The organism is Pseudolysinimonas sp. 10J20-29, assembly GCF_055809595.1.
Genome location: NZ_CM147917.1, coordinates 2018232 through 2039061, shown reverse-complemented (window position 1 = coordinate 2039061; position 20830 = coordinate 2018232). Strand labels below are relative to the sequence as shown.

15 protein-coding genes, 1 tRNA gene and 2 pseudogenes are annotated in these 20830 nt (G+C 70.5%); 13 read left to right on the top strand and 5 right to left on the bottom strand.

Going from position 1 to position 20830, the window contains the following annotated elements:
• Positions 1–23 precede the first annotated feature (23 nt).
• From AC0L6Y_RS09850 to AC0L6Y_RS09840, 3 genes are all read left to right on the top strand, one after another.
• Positions 24–1289 carry an aspartate kinase gene (locus AC0L6Y_RS09850; RefSeq protein ID WP_473551628.1) on the top strand — a complete coding sequence of 422 codons (1266 nt, stop codon included), beginning with the start codon at positions 24–26 and terminating at the stop codon, positions 1287–1289.
• Positions 1290–1379: 90 nt separating this feature from the next.
• Positions 1380–2054: a helix-turn-helix transcriptional regulator gene (locus AC0L6Y_RS09845; protein ID WP_473551625.1), complete on the top strand. Its 675-nt coding sequence runs from the start codon at positions 1380–1382 to the stop codon at positions 2052–2054.
• Positions 2055–2723, top strand: coding sequence for a thymidine kinase (locus AC0L6Y_RS09840; RefSeq protein ID WP_473551622.1), 669 nt, complete (start codon positions 2055–2057; stop codon positions 2721–2723). It abuts the gene before it with no gap.
• A gap of 183 nt (positions 2724–2906) precedes the next feature.
• Here the strand turns inward: AC0L6Y_RS09840 and AC0L6Y_RS09835 are convergent.
• From AC0L6Y_RS09835 to AC0L6Y_RS09825, 3 genes are all read right to left on the bottom strand, one after another.
• Positions 2907–2983, bottom strand: a tRNA-Pro gene (locus AC0L6Y_RS09835).
• Positions 2984–3012: 29 nt separating this feature from the next.
• A complete protein-coding gene (locus AC0L6Y_RS09830) occupies positions 3013–3981 on the bottom strand; it encodes a metallophosphoesterase (protein WP_473551620.1) in 969 nt (322 codons plus the stop codon).
• The gene (locus tag AC0L6Y_RS09825) at positions 3978–6545 is read right to left on the bottom strand and encodes a transglycosylase domain-containing protein (protein ID WP_473551618.1); all 2568 of its coding nucleotides are present in this window, start codon (positions 6543–6545) and stop codon (positions 3978–3980) included. Before AC0L6Y_RS09825 ends, AC0L6Y_RS09830 begins: the two co-directional genes overlap by 4 nt.
• A gap of 53 nt (positions 6546–6598) precedes the next feature.
• Here AC0L6Y_RS09825 and AC0L6Y_RS09820 point away from each other — a divergent pair, with 53 nt between their 5' ends.
• Both AC0L6Y_RS09820 and AC0L6Y_RS09815 read left to right on the top strand, forming a co-directional pair.
• A complete protein-coding gene (locus AC0L6Y_RS09820) occupies positions 6599–6766 on the top strand; it encodes a DUF4177 domain-containing protein (protein ID WP_473551615.1) in 168 nt (55 codons plus the stop codon).
• Positions 6763–7225: pseudogene (locus AC0L6Y_RS09815) on the top strand (RidA family protein). The gene AC0L6Y_RS09820 and the pseudogene AC0L6Y_RS09815 overlap by 4 nt, the downstream one beginning before the upstream one ends.
• 36 nt (positions 7226–7261) lie before the next feature.
• On the opposite strand, the gene acs reads toward AC0L6Y_RS09815, so the two are convergent.
• A complete protein-coding gene (gene acs, locus AC0L6Y_RS09810) occupies positions 7262–9241 on the bottom strand; it encodes an acetate--CoA ligase (RefSeq protein WP_473551612.1) in 1980 nt (659 codons plus the stop codon).
• Between the two features lie 506 nt (positions 9242–9747).
• On the opposite strand from acs, the gene AC0L6Y_RS09805 reads away from it, so the two are divergent.
• The 8 genes and pseudogenes from AC0L6Y_RS09805 to AC0L6Y_RS09770 all read left to right on the top strand — a co-directional run.
• A complete protein-coding gene (locus tag AC0L6Y_RS09805; RefSeq protein ID WP_473551609.1) occupies positions 9748–10758 on the top strand; it encodes a TadA family conjugal transfer-associated ATPase in 1011 nt (336 codons plus the stop codon).
• Positions 10755–11663 carry a type II secretion system F family protein gene (locus tag AC0L6Y_RS09800; protein ID WP_473551606.1) on the top strand — a complete coding sequence of 303 codons (909 nt, stop codon included), beginning with the start codon at positions 10755–10757 and terminating at the stop codon, positions 11661–11663. Before AC0L6Y_RS09805 ends, AC0L6Y_RS09800 begins: the two co-directional genes overlap by 4 nt.
• A 66-nt stretch (positions 11664–11729) precedes the next feature.
• Positions 11730–13004 carry a HupE/UreJ family protein gene (locus tag AC0L6Y_RS09795; protein WP_473551602.1) on the top strand — a complete coding sequence of 425 codons (1275 nt, stop codon included), beginning with the start codon at positions 11730–11732 and terminating at the stop codon, positions 13002–13004.
• Entirely contained in the window at positions 13001–13705 is a 705-nt protein-coding gene (locus AC0L6Y_RS09790) for a hypothetical protein (RefSeq protein ID WP_473551599.1), read from the top strand. The genes AC0L6Y_RS09795 and AC0L6Y_RS09790 overlap by 4 nt, the downstream gene beginning before the upstream one ends.
• A gap of 102 nt (positions 13706–13807) precedes the next feature.
• The gene (locus AC0L6Y_RS09785; RefSeq protein ID WP_473551596.1) at positions 13808–18070 is read left to right on the top strand and encodes a metallophosphoesterase; all 4263 of its coding nucleotides are present in this window, start codon (positions 13808–13810) and stop codon (positions 18068–18070) included.
• Positions 18071–18253: 183 nt separating this feature from the next.
• A complete protein-coding gene (locus AC0L6Y_RS09780; protein WP_473551592.1) occupies positions 18254–18484 on the top strand; it encodes a DUF4244 domain-containing protein in 231 nt (76 codons plus the stop codon).
• On the top strand, positions 18462–18809 hold the full coding sequence (locus tag AC0L6Y_RS09775) for a TadE family type IV pilus minor pilin (protein WP_473551589.1): 348 nt from the start codon (positions 18462–18464) through the stop codon (positions 18807–18809). The genes AC0L6Y_RS09780 and AC0L6Y_RS09775 overlap by 23 nt, the downstream gene beginning before the upstream one ends.
• Positions 18716–19093, top strand: a pseudogene (locus AC0L6Y_RS09770) (Rv3654c family TadE-like protein); the annotation flags it as partial. The gene AC0L6Y_RS09775 and the pseudogene AC0L6Y_RS09770, both read left to right, overlap by 94 nt.
• A gap of 103 nt (positions 19094–19196) precedes the next feature.
• On the opposite strand, the gene AC0L6Y_RS09765 reads toward AC0L6Y_RS09770, so the two are convergent.
• Complete coding sequence (locus tag AC0L6Y_RS09765) at positions 19197–20759, bottom strand: InlB B-repeat-containing protein (RefSeq protein ID WP_473551585.1); 1563 nt, start codon at positions 20757–20759, stop codon at positions 19197–19199.
• Positions 20760–20830 lie beyond the last annotated feature (71 nt).

The window sequence follows — 20830 nt, the reverse complement described above, 5'->3', positions numbered from 1 at the left end:
CCGCGATCCAGGAGCCAAACCCCGTGAGCCTCATCGTCCAGAAGTACGGCGGTTCGTCCGTCGCCGACGCCGAGAGCATCAAGCGGGTGGCCAAGCGCATCGTCGAGACCCGCAAGGCGGGCAACGAGGTCGTCGTCGCCGTGTCGGCGATGGGCGACACCACCGACGAGCTGATCGACCTCGCGCACGAGGTCGCACCGATCCCCGAGCCGCGCGAGCTCGACATGCTGCTCACCACGGGGGAGCGCATCTCGATGGCGCTGCTCGCGATGGCGATCAAGAGCATGGGCTATGAGGCGCGCTCGTACACGGGCAGCCAGGCCGGCATGATCACCGACTCGCGGCACGGCTCGGCGCGCATCGTCAACGTGACCCCGGGCCGCGTGCGTGAGGCGCTCGACGACGGCGCGATCGCGATCGTCGCGGGCTTCCAGGGCTTCAACCGCGACAGCCGCGACATCACGACGCTGGGTCGCGGCGGATCCGACACCACCGCGGTGGCGCTGGCGGCGGCGCTCAAGGCGGATGTCTGCGAGATCTACACCGACGTCGACGGCGTCTTCACGGCCGACCCGCGGGTCGTGCCGAAGGCGCACAAGATCGAGCACGTCACGAGCGAGGAGATGCTCGAACTGGCGGCCGCGGGGGCGAAGGTCCTGTACATTCGCGCGGTCGAGTACGCGCGGCGCCACGGTGTCACGCTGCACGTGCGCTCGTCGTTCAACAACAACGAGGGCACCTGGGTCGTCAACGGCAATAGAGGAGAGACGATGGAAGAGCCCATCATCACGGGAGTCGCGGGCGATCTGAGCGAGGCGAAGATCACCGTCGTCGGCGTGCCCGACGTGCCCGGCAAGGCGGCCGAGATCTTCACGATCGTGGCGCAGACCGGCGCCAACATCGACATGATCGTGCAGAACGTCTCGGCGGCCGCCACCGGCGTCACCGACATCTCGTTCACGCTGCCGAAGGCGGAAGGCGAGAAGGTGCTCACCGCGCTGCGCGTGGCGCAGGAGGGTGCCGGCTTCGAGTCACTGCAGTACGACGACCAGATCGGCAAGCTCTCCGTCGTCGGTGCGGGCATGCGCACCAGCGCCGGAGTCTCGGCGCAGCTGTTCACGTCGCTGTCGGATGCGGGCATCAACATCGAGATGATCTCGACCTCGGAGATCCGCATCTCGGTCGTCACGCGCGCCGACACGCTCGCCGACGCCATGCGCATCGTCCACAACGCCTTCGGTCTCGACGGCGAGGTCAACGCGGTCGTGCACGCGGGCACCGGCCGCTGAGTCGCAGACTGCCGTGCTCGCGCCTCACCCGCCCGCCGCTGGCGGCCCCCGCGGGCGCACGCGCCCGGCGTCGGCCTCTATGCTGAAAAGGTGACACCAGGCGAGGCTCAGCCGACGACGACCGACTCCGCTCGTCTTTCGCGCGTCCCGAGCGTGGGCATCGTCGCCGCGGATGAGCGGGTGCGTGCCGAACTGGAGCAGGGGCTTCAGCTGGCCGGCCTCGCCGAATCCGTCGCCGTCTCGGTCGGCACCTGGATGGAGACCGTCTCCCACGAGGCCTTCCCCACCCAGGCCGTCGTCTTCGACGCCGACGACGACAGCGCGACCCCGTCGGTCGAAGCGCGGGTGCGCGCCAGCCGCGCCGCCAGCGCCCGCGTGATCGCCGTCACCCGCGACCTCGAGGGCGCCTTCGCCGAGCGCTGGAAGGCCGCCGGCGCCGCCGACATCGTCACGCGCGAGCAGCTCGCCGACGCCGTGCGCGCCCTCGCCGGCTCCGAACCCGGCATCGCCGCCGAGTGGCACCAGGACGCCCTGCAGCGGGCGAACCGTCCGAAGCTCAGCCCCGGCGAGACGCAGGCGCTCAAGCTGTACTGCAGCGGCCTCTCGACCATCGAGGTCGGGCGCGAGATGAACGTGCAGTACGAGACCGCCAAGACCTACCTGCGCCGCGTGCGCGAGAAGTACGCCAAGGTGGGCCGGCCGGCCAGCAAGAAGATCGAGCTCATCCGTCGCGCGACGGAAGACGGCATTCTGGAGGAGGAGTAGGTGGCGAAGCTCTACTTCCGCTACGGCGCGATGAACAGCGGCAAGAGCACGGCGCTCCTGCAGGCGGCCTACAACTACGAGGAGCGCGGCCAGCGGGTGCTGCTGGCCAAGCCCGCCATCGACTCCAAAGGCGAGAACTCGATCGTCTCGCGGCTGGGTGTCGCGCGGCCCGTCGACTTCACCATCGGCCCCAGCGCCGACCTTGCGGCGCTGTTCGTCTCCGAGCGCGCCCGGCTGGTGCGGGAGAGCGGACAGGATCTGAGCTGCCTGCTCGTCGACGAAGCCCAGTTCCTCGACGAGCAGCAGGTGGATGACCTGCTGCGGATCGCCATCCAGCAGGATGTCCCGGTGCTCGCCTACGGCATCCGCACCGACTTCCAGACCGTCGCCTTCCCCGGAAGCCGCCGGCTGCTCGAAGTGGCGCACTCGCTCGAAGAGCTGAAGACCATCTGCCGGTGCGGACGCAAGGCCGTCTTCAACGCGCGCACCATCAACGGCGACTTCGTGTTCGACGGCAACCAGGTCGCCATCGAGGACGGCGCCGAGGTCGTCTACGAGTCGCTGTGCGGCGCCTGCTACCTCGACGAGAGCGGCGGGACCCTCAACCGCGGCTGGCGGCCCCGCATCGACTTCAGCTACACCAGCGGACCCGACGCCGACTTCGCCTGAGTCTCCTGAGTCTCCTGAGTCTTCGGAGGTCGGGGTAACAGGATTTGTCCCCTACTGGCTCCCCCAACCGCGCTTCGCGCGCCCGGGGCCCCTCGCCAGCGGGGGCCCACCTGCTCGCAGGTGCGAACCACTCCGCGCAACCAATGCAAAGAGGGACCGAATAAATCCGGTCCCTCTTTGCATTGGTCGGGGTAACAGGATTTGAACCTGCGGCCTCGTCGTCCCGAACGACGCGCGCTACCAAGCTGCGCCATACCCCGGTGATGCACTTGCCGTGAACGGCAACCTGTCAAGGATAGCCGATTTCTGCGGGCATCTCGGTCAAGGTCAGCACAACGGCCTCCGGCGGGCACGCGAAGCGCACCGGCGCGTAGATCGAGGTGCCCAGGCCCGCCGACACGTTCAGCAGCGCCGCGCCGCGCGCGTGCCGCCAGACGCTCAGCCCCTGCGCCTGCTCGCGCGGAATGTCGCAGTTCGTGACCAGCGCCGGCATGCCCGGCACGCGCACCTGGCCGCCGTGCGTGTGCCCGGCGAACAGCAGCGAGGCGCCCTCCGTCACGAAGTCATCGAGCACCCGCTGGTAGGGGGCGTGCGTCACGCCGACCGTCAGCGGCGGCAGCGCCACCTTGTCGGTCCACTCCACGTTCTCGCGCACCGCCTCCAGGTTCGCCGGGATCGAGCCGAGGTCGTCCCAGCCGCGGTGCGCATCCGCCGTGCCGACGAACTCGAACGCGGTGCCCTTCAGCTCGATCGCGGCGGCGCGATTGTTCAGGTCCGACCAGCCGTGACCCTCGACGAACAGGTGCTCCAGGGCGGCGGTGTCGAGCTTCGCACCCTCGCTGTGCGACTTCGACGGGCCGCTGAAATAGCGGAACGGGTTCTTGAAGGTCGGGCCGACGTAGTCGTTCGACCCGTGCACAAAGACACCGGGCACGTCGCGGAACGGCTCCAGAGCCTCCGCCACGGCCGGGATCGCGTCCCGGTGGCCCAGGTTGTCGCCGGTGTTGACGATCAGGTCGGGTTCCACCCGCGCGAGCGAGCGCACGAAGTCGATCTTCGAGCGCTGCCACGGGGCCAGGTGCAGGTCGCTCAGGTGCAGGATCGTGATCGGACGCGAGCCGGGCGCGAGGATCGGCAGCGTCTCCTCGCGCACCGTCCAGCGCACCCGCTCGACGAGCGCGCCGTAGGCGAACGCGGCCGCGCCGAGCGCCGCGACGGCGCCGATTCCGGCGCCGACGCGGCGAAGCTCAGCACTCACGCGCAGGCGACTTCTCGAACCGTCAGCGTGATCGCCGAGTTCTTGTTCTTCACCGAACCCGCCTCGGGGTTCTGGGCGACAACGGTGCCGATCGAGGCGGGCGGGTCATCCACGGTGGCGACGACACACGCCTCCATCACGTTCGTGAACCCGGCGTCGATCAGCACCGTCTCGGCGGTCGAGTAGTCATAGCCCTGCGTCGAGACGTCGGGGATCACCGCCGACTTGCCGTTCGAGGTATAGACCTTCACCTCGGTGCCACGCGGCACCGACGAGCCCTCGCTCGGCGAGATCTTCGCCACGGTGCCCTCGGGCAGGTCGGAGTCGACCTCCCCGGCGTCCTTGTACGTCAGCTCCGCCAGCTCGATCGCGGACTTCGCCGCCTGCGGCGTGCCGCCGATGAGGCCGTCCGGGACGGTCACCGGGTTGCCGGTCAGCAGACCCGGGTCAGGATCGGCGAACGCCGAGCCCGGGAAGCGCTTGTCGATCTCCAGCGCGATCGGCTTGAAGATCGTGTGACGCAGCACGGCAGCCTGGATGCCGTTGATGTAGATGCTTCGCAGCGCCTGCGTCCCCACGATGTTGCCGACCCAGACGGCCGTCGCGACGCGGGTCGAGGTGCCGACCATCCAGGTGTGCACCGAGGCATCCGTCGTTCCGGTCTTGCCGATGTACGGGGTGCCGTCGTACGGGTTCGACGCCGCCGCGGTGCCCGTCATCACGGACGCCATCGCGTAGGCGGCCGTGTTCGCGACCTCTGGCGAGACGAGCGACTGGCCGCAGACCTGCGGCTGACCCTGCACCTCGGTGCCGTCCGGCTGGATGACCGTGTCGATGATGATCGGCTCGCAGTACACGCCCTCGTTGGCGATCGCCGCGTAGGCCGCGGCCTGCGTCAGCGGCGCGATGTTGTTCTCGCAGCCACCGATCGCACACGAGGGATTCGTCGCCAGGTCGGAGCCGTCTGTCGCGCCATCGCCGCGGTGCACGCCGATCGACGCAGCGAGCTCGGCGATGCGAGCCTGGTCGACATCGGCGGCCATCTGCATGAACACCGAGTTGACCGAGCCGGCGGTGCCGCGGACGACCGTGTACGACCCCTTCTCGCCCGCGTCGTTTCGCACCTTGAAGGTCGTGCCGCCGTAGGTTCCGCCGATGTTCGAGTCGAAGAACTCGGCGTAGTTGAACTCGGTGATGCCGGCGTCGAAGGCCTCGTTCACGCCGTGGCCCGCATCCAGGAACGCGAGCAGCACGTAGGGCTTGTACGTCGACCCGGGCTGGAAGCCGCTGCCGCCGCCGCCCGCGAGGTCGGTGTTGAAGTTGACGGCGGTCGTCGAATCGCCTCCGCCGTCGAGTGTGTTGTCGAAGGTCTTGTTCTGCGCCATCACGATGATGCGGCCGGTGCCCACCTCGACGCTCGACACGGCGGCGCCCAACTCGAACCGATCCTCATCGGCCGGGGCGTACTTCTTCACCGTCGAGTTGGCGGTCTTGGCAAGGCTCGGGTTGATCGTGAGCACGAGCGTGTAGCCGCCCTGCTTCCAGTTCTCGGCGCGCTCCTCCTCGGTGGTGCCGAGGCTGGCCAGGGTCTCCACCTGGCGCGTGGCGTAGTCGCACGCGAAGCGGTACTGCGTCTTCGCCGCGAGGCAGCCGTTCTTCGGCGCCGAGTAGTCGACGAACTCCTCATCCACCGGGATCGCGAGCGCCTCGTCGCGCTCCTCGAGCGTGATGTAGCCCTCCTCGTGCATCGCCGTCAGGATCACGTCGCGGCGCTCCTGGTTGGCCGCGTAGTTGTCGGGCGTCGCCAGGCTGCGGGCGTTCGGGTACTGCACGATCGCGATGAGGCTCGCGGCCTCGGCGATCGTCAGGTTCGCGGCGCTCTTCGAGAAGTACTGCTCGGCGGCGGCCTGCACGCCGTAGGTGTTGCCGCCGAAACCGGCGATGTTCAGGTATCCGGTGAGGATCTCTTCCTTCGTGTACCGCTGCTCCAGCCCGATGGCGAGCTTCATCTCACGCAGCTTGCGGTCGATCGAGGGGTCGAGGGCCTCCGCGATCAGCTCCGTCTGGGTTTCGACGTCGTAGTCGGGGTTGTTGACGATCTGGGTGACGATGATGTTGCGCACCGTCTGCATCGTGAGCGTCGAGGCTCCACCCGCATCTGCGCCGGTCGCCTGGCCGAGCGCCGCACGGATGACCGAGGGCAGGTCGACACCGCCGTGCTCGTAGAAGCGGCGGTCCTCACCCGCGATGGCCGCCTGCGCCAGGTAGGGGCTCATCTCCTCGAGGCTGATCTGCTCACGGTTCTGGTAGAACACCGTCGCGATGTTGACGACGTCGCCGTCGTCGGCGATGGCGACGATCTGGTTCTGCTGCGAACCCTCGTCGAGCTCGATGTAGTCGGGAAGACTGTCGAAGATCCCGATGGTGCTGCTGGCGGTGACACCGGTCACGGCGATGGCAGGGGCGACCATGACGGTCACAAGCAGTCCGGCGAGCGCGCTCAGGCCAAGCGTTCCGAAGATCGCACCGAGCACCCCGCCAGCCGTCAGATTCTGGGCAGGCATAGTCTTTAGGGTACGGGACGACTCCGAACTTCAAGCTGAACGGAAGCACAAAGATGACCAGGTGGGAATACCTGACCACACCGCTCATGATCCACAACACCGCCGCGATCCTCAACAACTGGGGCAGCGAGGGCTGGGAGCTCGTGCAGGTGGTGACCGGTCCCGAAGGCGGACTCGTGGCCTACCTGAAGCGCCCGGTCGCCTCGGAGGCGTCCGCGTGAGCGCCGTTGCCGCGCGTCTGGCCGAGCTCGGCCTGACCCTGCCCGCCGTCGCGAAGCCCGTCGCCGCCTACATTCCCTCGATCGTCTCCGGCGATCTCGTCTACACCGCGGGGCAGCTTCCCCTTCATCGACGGGGCGCTCCCCGCGACCGGCAAGGTCGGCGGCGAGGTCACGCCCGAGGACGCCGCCGGATACGCCCGCATCTGCGCCCTCAACGCGCTCGCCGCTGCCGAGGACGCGATCGGATCGCTGGACCGCGTCACGCGCGTCGTCAAGGCGGTCGTGTTCGTGGCATCCACCCCCGACTTCACCGGCCAGCCCGCCGTCGCCAACGGCGCGTCGCAGCTGCTCGGCGAGGTCTTCGGCGAGGCCGGCCAGCACGTGCGCAGCGCGGTCGGAGTGGCCGTGCTGCCACTCGACTCGCCCGTCGAGGTCGAGCTCGTCCTCGAGTTCCACTAGACGCTGTGCGCGCGCGGGCGCAGGCCCGCGCGCGCCTCAGGCGCCGCCGAGCTTGTCCGAGATGACCTGCATCACGCTGGTGTCGGCGAGGGTCGTCGTATCGCCGACCTCGCGCCCCTCAGCCACGTCGCGCAGCAGTCGCCGCATGATCTTGCCCGAGCGGGTCTTGGGCAGCTCGGCCACGATGTAGATGTCGCGCGGGCGCGCGATCGCGCCGATCTGCTGGGCGACGTGCGAGCGCAGCAGCACCGGGGCATCCACCGCCATCTCGTCGGCGAACTCCTGCCGCAGAATGACGAAGGCCACCACGGCCTGGCCGGTCGTCTCATCGGAGGCGCCCACGACCGCCGCTTCGGCGACGGAGGGGTGCGCGACGAGCGCCGACTCGATCTCGGCGGTCGAGAGTCGGTGGCCCGACACGTTCATCACGTCGTCGACGCGGCCGAGCAGCCAGACGTCGCCGTCCTCGTCGTAGTGCGCGCCGTCGCCGGCGAAGTACATCGGCCCGCCCTCGACCTCGGCGAACTTCGACCAGTAGGTCTCACGGAACCGCTCCGGGTCGCCCCAGATGCCGCGCAGCATCGCCGGCCACGGCTCGGTCGCGACCAGGAGTCCGCCGCTGCCGTGCGGCACCGGCGTGCCGTCCTCGTCGAGGATTCCGATCGAGACTCCCGGCACCGGGCACTGCGCGCTTCCGGGCTTCAGCTCCGTGATCCCGGGCAGCGCGGACACCATGATCGCGCCGGTCTCGGTCTGCCACCAGGTGTCGACGATCGGGGCGCTGCCGCCGCCGATCACGTCTCGGTACCAGATCCACGCCTCCGGGTTGATCGGCTCGCCGACGCTGCCCAGCACGCGAATGCTCGACAGGTCGAAGCGATCCGGGATCTCGCGCCCCAGCTTCATGAACGAGCGGATCGCGGTCGGCGCCGTGTAGAAGATCGACACCTTGTACTTCTCGATCAGCTCCCACCAGCGGCCGGGGTGCGGCGTGTCGGGGGTGCCCTCGTACATGACCTGCGTGGCGCCGTTGGCGAGCGGGCCGTAGACGACGTAGCTGTGCCCGGTGACCCAGCCGACGTCGGCGGTGCACCAGTAGACATCCGTCTCGGGGTGCAGGTCGAACACGTTCTTGTGGGTGTACGCGACCTGGGTCAGGTATCCGCCGCTGGTGTGCAGGATGCCCTTCGGCTTCCCGGTGGTGCCGGAGGTGTAGAGGATGAAAAGCGGGTTCTCGGCCTCGAAGCCGCGCGGCTCGTGCTCGGCATCCGCCGCCTCGAGCGCGTCGTGCCACCAGACGTCGCGGCCCTCGGTCCAGTCGACCTCGTTCTCGCCGCGGCGCACCACGAGCACGTGCTGCACGGTGCTCGGGTTGCCGTCGATGGCGTCGGCGGCCAGCGCCGTGTCGACGGTGCCCTTGAGTCCGAACACGCGGCCCTTGCGCCAGCCGCCGTCGGCGGTGATGACGAGCTTCGCCTCCGCGTCGTCGATGCGGGCGCGCAGGCTCTCGGCGCTGAACCCGCCGAAGACAACGGAGTGCACGGCGCCGAGGCGCGCGACGGCGAGCATGGCGATGACGGCCTCCGGGATGACCGGCAGGTAGATCGCGACGCGGTCGCCCTGGCCGATGCCGAGCGCTTCGAGCGCGTTGGCGGCGCGCTTCACCTCGGCGGTGAGCTCGGCGTAGGTGAGGCTGCGGGTGTCGCCCGGCTCGCCCTCCCAGTGGATGGCGACCCGGTCGCCGTTGCCGGCGGCGACGTGCCGGTCGAGGCAGTTCTCGGCGACGTTCAGCTTGCCGTCGCCGAACCAGCGCGCAAACGGCGGGTTCGACCAGTCGAGGGTCTCGGTGAACGGGGTCTGCCAATGCAGGAGCTGCCGGGACTGCTCGGCCCAGAACCCCAGCCGGTCGGCCGTGGCGGCCTCGGCGAGTTCGGTCGAGCCGATCGCGTTCGCGGCGAACTCGGCGCTCGGCGCGAACCGGCGGTTCTCGTGCATCAGGCTGTCAATCGAATTCATGGACGTCGTTATCCTCGCTCGACCCGCGACCGTGCCTGGCGATCGCGTGGAATCATCTGGTGAACGCGACGATCCTATCGGGCGCGGCGGACCGGGCCGCGGGGCGTGTGACGTCGTGTTTCGCGTCCGAACGGCGCCTCGGAACAACATCGTCACCGAGTTGTCATCAACATCAGCGTTTTCTCGGGGAATCTCCGTTGCGGTGTCCTCCTTTTGGAGTACACTCAAGCCATCCGGGCGCAAGCTCGGCATGCGGCGCACAAGATTCCCCCCAATCCTGCGCTGCTGTGGCGGCGCCCGTTCCCCCCAATGGGCGCCGCCCCTCTGTTTAACCGGCACGTCTTGCGGTCGCGCTTCGCGGGACCGGTTCCCGGACTTCGCCGACGCGGAGCCCAGACGCCGCCGATTCGGCGCATCGCCTCGTTCCCCGCCGCTTTTCGGGGGAGAAGCCCACGATTCCGCGCGATTCCAGCGCGCGTCTGCTCGCATTCGGGCACCGTGACGACATGGATGCGCGCGCGGGCGAGCCGGGGGAGCGCTTCGTCGCGCGTCCGATGCTCGCTCCCGCCGAGGCGCCGCGCGCGCGTGAGGCGCCCCAGCCCGCCGTCTGGGGGCCGCTGGCGAGCCTGTTGGACCCGGAGGTGACCGACGTCTTCGTCAATCCTGACGGCAGCGTGTGGGTCGATCGGGGTACAGGCGCCGATCTCGTGCCGGGACTGCATCTCGCGCCGCGCGAGGCCCGCGAACTCGCCACCCGTCTGCTCGCGCAGGGCGATCGGCACGTCGACGAGGCGACGCCGTGCGCTGATGTGGCGCTCGATGGCCACCGGCGCGTGCACGCCGTGCTGCCGCCGATCAGCGCCGGCGGCGCGGCGCTCTCGATTCGCCAGGCCCGGCCGGAGCGCTGGAGCCTGACCCAGCTCGCCGAGCGAGACGTCGTCGACGAGGTGCGCCTCGACCGGCTGCGCGAACTGGTGTCGCGCCGCGCGAACCTGCTGATCACCGGCGCCGCGGGCACCGGAAAGACGACGCTGCTCGCCGCGCTGCTGGCCGAGGCGCCGCCGGGCGAGCGCATCGTCGTCGTGGAGGACGTCGCCGAACTGCGGGTCGCGCATCCGCACGTCGTCGCGCTGTCGGCGCGTCAGCCGAACCTGGAGGGGCGGGGCGCGATCGGGCTCGACCGGCTGGTGCGGGAGGCGCTCCGGATGCGACCGGACCGACTCGTCGTGGGCGAGTGTCGTGGCCCCGAGTTCCGTGAGCTGCTGATGGCCCTCAACACGGGGCACGACGGCGGCGCTGGCACGCTGCACGCGAATTCTCCCGCCGACGTGCCGGCCCGGCTGGAGGCGCTCGGCGCGCTCGCCGGGTGGGGGCCGTCGGCGCTGGCGCGTCAGACGGTGAGCGCGTTCGACGCCGTGATCCACCTTGGGCGGGGGGACGACGGCGCCCGCCGGATCGAGGCGCTCGGCCGCCTTCGGCTGGGCGCACGCGACCGGCTCGCGGTGGAGCAGTGGTGACGGAGGCGGGCGCGACGGTGGATGCGCACGCCGAGCTGGTGGAGCGCCTCGCCGTGCTGCTCGAGGCGGGGCTTGCCCCCGGCGCCGCCTGGCGGGAGCTGGCCGTCGACGCACCCGACACGTTCGCCGGACTGGTCGCCGCGGGCGGGGCGGAGGCGAGCGCCGACCGGGTGCTCGCCGTGCTCGACGAGCGTCCGAGCGCCGAGCGCGACAGCCTGCGCGCGCTCGCCGCCGTGTGGCGCGTCGCGACAGAGGCGGGCGCCCCGCTCGCGCCGACCCTGGCGCGGCTGGCGGAGGTGCTGCGCGAACTCGCGCAGGGTGAGCGCGAACTCGAGACGGCGCTCGCCGGCCCGCGCGCCACCTCGCGCATCGTGCTGGCGCTGCCGCCGCTCGGTCTGCTGCTCGGCGGAATTCTCGGCATCGACGGGCTCGGCGCCCTGGTCGGCAGCGGCCTCGGCTGGGGGTGCCTCGTGGTCGGCGCAAGCCTGCTCGTGCTCGCCGGCCGCTGGAATCGTCGGCTCTGGCGGGCGGCGTCGGCACGCAGCCCGGCGCCGGGGCTCGCACTTGACCTGCTCGCGGTGGCGCTGGGCGGGGGAGCTTCGCCCGCGCGGGCGCGTCGTTGGGTGCTCGACGCGCTCGCCGAGGTGCACCTGCCGGCGGAGGCGGCCGAGCTCGACCGCCAGCTCGCCTCCGCGACGCGGGCGGGCATTCCCGTCGGCGCGCTGGCCCGCAGCGCCGCCGTCGCCGAGCGCCGCCGCGCCCGTGCCGCCGACGCCCGGCGCGCCGCAGAGTTCGCCACCCGGCTCGTGCTGCCGCTCGGGCTGTGCATCCTGCCGGCGTTCGTGCTACTCGGGGTGGTGCCGATCGGGATCGCGATCATCTCCTCCACCGAGCTGCTCGGCTAGCGCCGTCGTTCTTCGCCGACACCGAGCGTTCACTTCCGATTCACGCGCGCGCTCGACACTCCGCAGATGCGATCTCGCTTTCCTGTCCTCCGCGGCGCCATCGCCGGGCTGGGGCTCATCGCGGCGGTCACCGCGTCGCAGGTGCACGCTCCGCCGGCTCATGCCCATCCGACCGGCAGCAGCGCCCTGCTGATCGAGTTCACTGACGCCGGTCTCGACATCGAACTCCAGGTTCCCCTCGATGACTTCGAAGGCGCGACGGGGGTGCGGGTCGACCCGAGCAGTGCGAACGGCGACGCGGTCGCGGACGTCATTGTCCGCCAGCTGCAGTTCCACGACTCCGACGGCGTGCCCTTCGACACGGCCATCGACAGCGTGGTCATCGAGACCGTGAACGGCCTCGAGACGGCGGTCGCCTCCGGCTCCGCGACGGCACCCGGCTTCCCGTCGCCCGTCACCGTCACCGCGACGCTCGTCGTCGAGGACGATGACCGCCACGCGATCTACGTCTCGGCGCTTCGCGACTCCGGCAACCGCGAGCTGGTCGGCATCCTCACCGGAGCCAGCGCCACGGTGACGATCGCGGCGGCGGCCGCCTCGGCCACCGTCGCCGACATGCTCGCGTACGGCATGCAGCACATCGCCGACGGATACGACCACCTGCTGTTTCTCGCGCTCCTGCTCCTCGTCGCCCCGCTCTCGCTTTCTCGAGCCCCGACCCGCTGGGTTCGCGACCCGAGGCAGACGTCGCGCGGGACGCTGGTGCGCGTCGTCCAGACCGTGACCGCGTTCACGCTGGGGCACTCTATGACGCTCGTGGTGGTGGGGCTCGGCTGGGTGGCACTGCCCGTGCGCCTCGTCGAGTCGGCCGTCGCGGCGACGATCGCTCTGATGGCGATTCACTGCGTCCGCCCGATCCTTGGTCGGAGGGAGGCCGTCCTGGCGGGCGTCGTCGGGCTCGTCCACGGCTCCGCGTTCGCGACCACGATTGTGGAGCTGGATCTCCCGGTGTGGGATGCGGTGCTGGCGATGCTCGGTTTCAACCTCGGGATCGAACTCGCCCAACTCATCGGGGTCGTGCTGACGGTGCCGTTCCTGGCTGCCGCGGCAGCGAGCCCGGCATACATGGTGCTGCGCATCGTGGTCGGCGTGGTCGGCGTCGCGGCGGGGCTTGCGTGGTTCGCGGCGCTGCAGGTGGACGCCGATTCGATCCTGGAGCCCGCGTTCGGGCTGATCTCGGCCGCCCCGATCGTCGCGTACGGGCTGTTCCTGGTGGTGATGCTCGCGCTCGCGTGGCCGCGGCGGACATCCGGTGATGCGATGCGCGGGGCCGCTGCATGAGCGCGCGGGGGAGCGGGCTCCGTGCTCTCGCAGCGGGCGCGATCGTCGTCGCATCGGTGGCGCTCGCCGGCCCGGCGGCCGCGCATCCCGAGGGGCCGCCCCAGACGGTTCTCATCTCGACGGCGGGCGCGACCGTGACGCTGCACTGGACGAGCGCGGTCGACGACCTGAGCGCTCTGGGATTCCGGCTGGGGGCAATCGATGCTGAGAGCACGTTTGTCTACGACGAGACCGGCACGCTGATCGCCGAAGAGTCGGACGTTGACGACATGACCGTGCTCGGGGCGGATCCTGTCTTCGCCGAGTACCTACTCGACACGCTGCAGGTCGTGCAGGCCGGGGCGCCGTGCGCCGGAGTGGTGGGCGACACGTCCGCGCTGGGGTCGGCCGGGGTCTCGGTGCGCTTCGAGTGCGCGAACGACATCGCCGATGGCTCCGAGGTGGAGATCACCGCGACCCTTCTGATGGATCTCGATCCCCGCTACGAGGTGCTCGCGACGAGCGAGGGCGGGGAGAGCTTCATCTACACCGAGGCGGATGACGTCCACACCTGGCAGCTCGCATCGCCGGTGGCGACGGCCGGCGGTGGCGACGAGGTGCCGTGGGCGGGGGCGGCGGTGGGAGCGCTGTGGGTGGCGGGTCTGGTCATTCTCGGTCTCGTGATCCCGCGGATTCGCGAACGCGGACGCCCGCTGCTCTGAGTTGTTGAGCTTCCGTTCACTCGGCATCCAGGTTCGGGACATGAGGGATCAGCACGATCGGGCGAGCTTGCCCGTTCGATCCCCCTGACGAAAGGCCCCCCCGTGTTCCACTCCCTTCGCCGCTCTCTTCACCGAGGGGCTGCGCTCGTTCTCGCGGTCACGGTGCTCGGCCTCGGCCTCGGTGTCGCGGCCGCCGACTCCTCCGAACCCGCGGCCGCGGCCGGCGAGGTCGTTCCCGGCGGCAAGGTGACGATGGAGGTCACGAGCTACGACCTGCAGTGGTCGTACTCGCTGTCGGTGAACGGTGCGGACGTCTCGATGCCGAGCGTGCAGTCGGCGGGCGTGGGTTCGACGCCGACGCTCATCGAGAGCGCCTCGTTCGCGGCGGGGACGCTCGAGGAGGGGGCGAACACGATCGTGTTCACGCCCGGCATGAACGGGTCGGGCGTTCCGGATCGGGTCTATCTGACCAACATCAAGGTGGTGCTCGACGACGGTCGCGTCTTCGAGGATTCGGGTTCGGCTGGCACGATCATCAACGTCGGCTACGACCGGGTGCCGCACGAGTTCTCATACAGCTTCGACGTCGATGTGACTGCCGCGGACGCCGTTCCCGGCGGCAAGGTCACGATGGAGGTCACGAGCTACGACCGGCAGTGGACCTACTCGCTGTCGGTGAACGGCTCGACCGTCGCGCTGCCCTCCGTGCAGTCGACCGCGGCAGGCTCGACGCCGACGTTGATTGAGAGCGAGTCGTTCGCGGCGGGCACGCTGGACGAGGGTGTCAACACGATCGTCTTCACCCCGGGCATGAACGGCTCGGGTCTGCCCGACCGGGTCTATCTGACCAACATCAAGGTGGTGCTCGACGACGGTCGCGTCTTCGAGGATTCGGGTTCGGCTGGCACGATCATCAACGTCGGCTACGACCGGGTGCCGCACGAGTTCTCATACAGCTTCGACGTCGATGTGACTGCCGCGGACGCCGTTCCCGGCGGCAAGGTCACGATGGAGGTCACGAGCTACGACCGGCAGTGGACCTACTCGCTGTCGGTGAACGGCTCGACCGTCGCGCTGCCCTCCGTGCAGTCGACCGCGGCAGGCTCGACGCCGACGTTGATTGAGAGCGAGTCGTTCGCGGCGGGCACGCTGGACGAGGGTGTCAACACGATCGTCTTCACCCCGGGCATGAACGGCTCGGGTCTGCCCGACCGCGTCTATCTGACGAATATCAAGGTCGTGCTCGACGACGGCCGCGAGTTCGTCGATGCCGTCTCGGCCGGGACGATCATCAACGTCGGCTATGACCGCGATCCGCACGAGTTCTCCTACAGCTTCGACATCAACGTGACCGCCGCCGGCGGGCCGGGCAGCAGCGGCGAACTGTCGCTGTCGCTCGCCGAGGGCGAGCTGGTCTCCGGGTCGATCCCGGTCGTGGTTGACGGCGCCGCGCCCGTGACGCTGGTGATCGACGGCACCGAGCGGTCGCTGGAGCCCGCGATCAGCGGCGGCAAGCTTCTCGTCGACGTCAATAGCTACGACGGCGGCAAGACCGACTACAGCATCCTCGTCAACGGCGTCGAATTCCCGATGCCTGCGGTCGATGCGGCACCGGGCGGCGGCGGGGTCGGCGCCTTCGTCACGCTCGAGAGCTCGGCCTTCCCGACCGGAACGCTGAGCCCCGGCAGCAACACCGTCTCGTTCGTCTCCGGACCCAACTCGTCGGGGGTCCCCGATCGCGTCTACCTCCGCAACCTGAAGATCGTGCTCGACGACGGCACCGTCTACACCGACGCGTTATCGGCCGCCGAACGGATCAACGTCGGCTACGACCGGAACCCGTACGAGGAGGCGTATCCGTTCACGTTCACCGCCGCGGCGCCCGACGCCTCGTCCCGCCTGCACTACGCGTGGGACACGACGACGACACCCGACGGAATCCGCACGGTCACGGTGAGCGATGCGGCGGGGGAGATCTCGGCCGATGTGGTCGTCGACAACACCGCGCCCGCGCTCGAGCTGCGTCGCCCGGCTGCGGGAGTCACGTATTCGATCTTCGACGAGCTCCTCGTCGACGTCACCGGCTCCGACGCCACCGACGGGTCGGTGCCCGTGGCGATCACGGTCGACGGACTCGCCGTCGAGAACGGCGCGTCGCTCGCCGGTCTGCTGGAGCTCGGCTCGCACGAACTGACCGCGACCGCGGAGGATGCAGCAGGCCACCGCACGAGCGAGACGATCAGTTTCGAGCTCGGCACGTATGTCGCCACGGACCCGGCGCCTGCCGCACACGCCGCGAGCGTGTCGCCAAGTGACGTGGAACTGAGCGTCACGGTGTCGACGCCCGGCGCCGATGTCGACGTCCGCTTCGCCGAGGCCGAGGTGGTCTCCGGCGTGGAGGCGGGCCACATCGACGCCCGCGGCGGAACGACCACGGACGGCAGCCCGTCGCCCGGCGCCGGCGCCGAACTCGACGCGGGCGTTCTGGGGCGGCTCGACAGCATCGACGCCGAGACCGTCGAACAGGGCTCGACGGCGGCCTATCCCTTCCAGCAGTTCGAGATCGCCATGCCGGAGGGGACAACGTCCGACAGTGTGGTCGAGATCTTCTGGCGCGGTGACGCCCCGACCGGCCAGCGCGTCGTGCTGTCGGCCTGGGACTTCGCGTCCGAGGAGTGGGTGACGGTCGACGAGGCGCCCGACGGCGGCGCGTACACGAACCTCGAGGGCTCGGTCCCCGCGGCCGACGTCGTCCGCGACGGTCGCGCGATCGCCCTGGTTCAGGTGCGCCCGGGCTACATCGCGCCGACCACCGACGGAGTCGTCAACTTCGCCTGGGTCACCGACACGCAGTACTACTCGTCGCGTGACGCGGCGTCGTACGCGGCCATCACCCAGTGGATCGCCGACAACAGTGATGCGGACAAGATCGCGTACACGGTGCACACCGGCGACATCGTCGACATCCCGTCGAGCGACCCGCAGTGGGTGAACGCGGACGCCGCCATGAGCATCCTGGATGAGGCGGGCGTTCCGTATGGCGTCGTCTCGGGCAACCACGACTACGAGAGCGGCTACGCCCACTACCGCGAGTACTTCGGCGAGCATCGATTCGCCGACAACGCCTGGTACGGCGGCACCATCAGCGACAACGTCCAGCACTACGACTACGTGTCGACCCCGGAGGCCGACTACCTCTTCGTCTACCTCACCTGGTCGGCGACCGACGAGGAGTGGGAGTGGGTCAAGGACGTCATCCGCACGCATCCGGATGCGAACGTCATCATCGGGACGCACGAGCAGTTCAGCGATACTGGGGTGCTGCTGGGTCAGGGTGAACGCTTCATGAGCGAGATCATCCAGCCGTTCCCGAACGTGCGCGCGATTCTGTCCGGCCACAAGAAGACCTCGTACGTCTGGGTGCATCGCCTCGACGACGGTCGTGTCGTGCTGCAGGTGCAGGGCAACTACCAGCACGTCGACAACGAGTACTCGACCGAGGGTGGCGGCTACATGCGCTACCTCAAGCTGGATCCGGCCGCGCAGACCTTCACCAACGAGACGTTCACCGTCTTCGACACGGCGAACACCCACGCGTGGGACGAACTCGGCTGCGAATCCCGCTCCGAGGCGCCGGACGTCGAGATCGAGATGACGGAGGCCTGCATCGGCGCGGAGAACTTCGTGCGTGACATCACCCTCGAGCCGACCGAGCGCTCGGTGGCGACGGACTTCGTCGCGGCGACGGTGCGCACCGGTGCCGAACTCGGCACGGTGCACGATGTCGAGCCCGGAACGCGGGTGTCGGTGCCGGTGGGCGATGTGCCCGTCGACGGATCCCTGCACTGGTATGTCGACATGACCGACGCGGCGGGCAACACCGTCTCGTCGCTGGTGTGGTCGTTCACCACGTCGGCCGCGGGAGGCTCGGACGGGTCTGCGGGCGTGCCGCCGACCGGAACGCCCGATCCGATCGCGGATGACGAACTCGCCGGAGACAGCGGCGACGTGACGCTGTCGCTTGATGGGCGAAAGGTTACGATCACCCTGCCGGCGGAGTACGCCGACTCGTGGGTCGGGATGTTCGTCCATTCGACGCCGCAGTTCCTGGGCTGGCACGAGACCGACGCGACGGCGACGGCGACGGCGACGCTGCCCGACGATCTCGAACCGGGCGTGCACCGTGTCGTGGTGGTCGATCGCTCCGGGGAGCTGATCGGCTGGGCCAGCTTCACCGTCGACAGCCACGGCAACGTCCTCGCCACCACGGGGCAGACGGTGTTCCTGCCGCTGCTGGTGGTGGCGGCGGTGCTGCTGCTCGCCGGGGGCGCGGCGGTGCGTCTGCGCGGTCGCAGCGCGGTGTAGCTCGGCGATGCCGATGAGGAGGTGCTCCGGACGGGGCGCCTCCTCATCGGCTCCGCTGCACCGTTCCTCCCCAGCGGAGCTCGGAGTGGGACCATGCCCGCACTGAACGCGTCACACCTCGTCGCGTGATCACGGTGGGCAGGCTGGTCTCACTCGTGCCGCCGACCCGACCTGGAGGTTCGAATGTACGACCACCCGCTCCCCGCAACCCGCGGCACCCGCGGCACCCGACTCGCCAGCGCGCGCTGGCGAGTCCTCCGCGACGACGACCGCGGCGCCGCGACCGCCGAGTATGCGATCACGATCATGGCCGCCGTCGGCTTCGCCGGCCTTCTGGTGGTGATCCTGCGCTCCGGCGAGGTGCAGCAGATCCTCACCGACCTGGTGCGCAATGCGCTCACCGTGGCGGGCTGACCGCGGCAGCGTCGTCGCCGAGTTCGCGGTCGCTCTGCCCGCGGTGCTGCTGGTGTTCCTCGCGCTCATGTCGGGCATTCAGTTCGGGGCGCTCGCGGTTCGGCTGAACGACGCGGCGGCGGATGCGGCGCGCGGGTTCGCGCGCGGCGACGCCACGGCGTCGGTGACGGGGCGTCTCGCCGCGCAGGTGCCGGGGGCGAGCCTTCAGCGCCGAGCGGACGGGGACCTCGTGTGCGCCGAGCTGGCGCTGACGCCGAGCGGAGCGGGCGGGCTGCTCGGCATCCGCCTGGAGGCGCGCAGCTGTGCGCTGGCGGGTGGGCTGTGAGGCGATTCGGTGACGCGGCCGTCGCATCCGACACGGGCGCGGGCTCGGTGCTCGGCCTCGCGCTGCTGGGCGCCCTGGTGGTGCTGGCGCTCGCCGCGGTCGGCCTGGGCGGGGCGCTCGCCGAGCGGCAGCGCGTCATCGGCGCCGCCGACAACGCCGCCCTCGCGGCGGCGGATGCGGCCCGCGGTTTGGCGCCCGGCTCGCCCTGCCCGGTCGCCGAGCGGGTGGCGGTGGCCAATCGGGCGCAGCTGCGCTCATGCGAGGTCGACGGCTACGTCGTCACCGTCGAGGTCGGGGCCAGTGTCGCGGGAGTGCTGCTGCGGGCGCGCGCGACGGCGGGACCGCCGCGCCGCCGTCCATGCTCGCGGCACCCCGCCGGGACTGGACTCAGGCGTTCGTGCGGCGCCGCAGAAGCACGAGGGCGATTCCGGCGGCCACGAGGAGGCCCGCGATGCCGAGCAGGAGCTCTCCGCCGACCCCGGTCGCGGCGAGCACGGCCACCCACGTGGCGCTGAGGGTGATCGGCGCGGTGACCGGTGTGGTGACGTCGTAGGAGCTGCCGTCGAGCATCCAGCCGGCGAAGGCGTAGCCGTCGCGGCTCGGGTCAGCCGCTGCAGTGAGGGTGTCGCCGTCGTTGATGGTCACACTGCTCGGGCCGCTGCCTCCGGCGGCGTCGAAGGTCACGAGGTAGTGGAACTGCAGGTCGAGCCGTCCTCCCGTGCCGACCGTCGAGGTGACCGCCGAGTACCCGACGCCGGCCGGGGCGATCGAGGTGGTGATCGGAGCCGCGCTCGGGCCTGCGCCGTCGGTCGCGGCGCCCGCATCCGCGGTTCCATGGGCGTCGAGGGTTCCCGCAGCACCGCTGTTGCCGCCGCCGATGCCGGCCGCGCCGTCGCCGCCGGTGGCGGAGGTGTGACCGCCGGAGAGCGTGACGGTGCCGCCGTCGCCGAAGCGCCCGCCGCCGATGCCGGCGCCGCGCACGCCGCCGGTGGCGTCCACGCTCCCGCCGGTGACGGTGACGGTGCCGCCCGCGCCCGAGTTGCCGCCGCCGATGCCAGCCCCCTCGTCGCCGCCAGTGGCGGTGACGGTGCCGCCGCGGATGGTGGTGATCCCGCCGTCGCCGAACACGCCGCCGCCGCCGATCCCGGCAGCCCAGTAGCCGCCGATCGCGGTGACGGTGCCGCCGCTGATCGTCGTGGTGCCTCCCGCGCCGTTGCTGCCGCCGCCGATGCCGGCGCCACGCTCGTCGCCGGTCGCGGAGACCGTGCCGCCGCTGATGGTGGTGGTGCCGCCCGCGGCGTTCTGTCCGCCGCCGATGCCCGCAGCCCACCGTCCGCCGGTGGCAAAGACGGTGCCGCCGCTGATGGTGACGGTGCCGCCGCTGCCGTTGGCTCCGCCGCCGATTCCCGCGCCGTACGCGCCGCTCGACGCGGTGACGGTGCCTCCGGAGATGGTGATAACGCCGCCCGCGCCTCCGTCGCCGCCGCCGCCGATTCCCGCCGCATACGTGCCTCCGGTCGCCGTGATGGTGCCGCTCGAGATGTTCACCGTGCCCGCGCCGTCGGCGCCGTTGCCGCCGATCCCGGCCGCGAAGACGGCGCCGGTCGCGGTGAGAGTGCCGCCGCCGGTGGCCTGGATGGTGAGGGTGGCGGTGCTGGGCACGCGAACCGCCGCCGTCTCGGAGGCGGGCCCGGTCACCGTGAGGGCGTGGCCGCCGAGGTCGAGCGTGATCGCCTCGCCCGCGTCGACGGCCAGCGACTCGCCCGCCGGGGCGGTGATGTCGGCGCCGAGCACGACGGTGTCGCCGTCGTTGCCGAACGCGGTCTGCAGATCGCCCCAGGTGGTGACGGTGACCGTGGCCGCGGAGGCGGGGGCTCCGGCGGCGAGCGCCAGTGTGAGGGCGAGCCCGGCAGTGAGCGCGGCGTTGCGGACGGCGGGGCGAGCGAGCAAGGGGGTCTCCGGTTCGTGCGAGCGGTATGACGGGCTCGCAGAGCCCCGTCACCAGCCGTTCGACCGTAGCA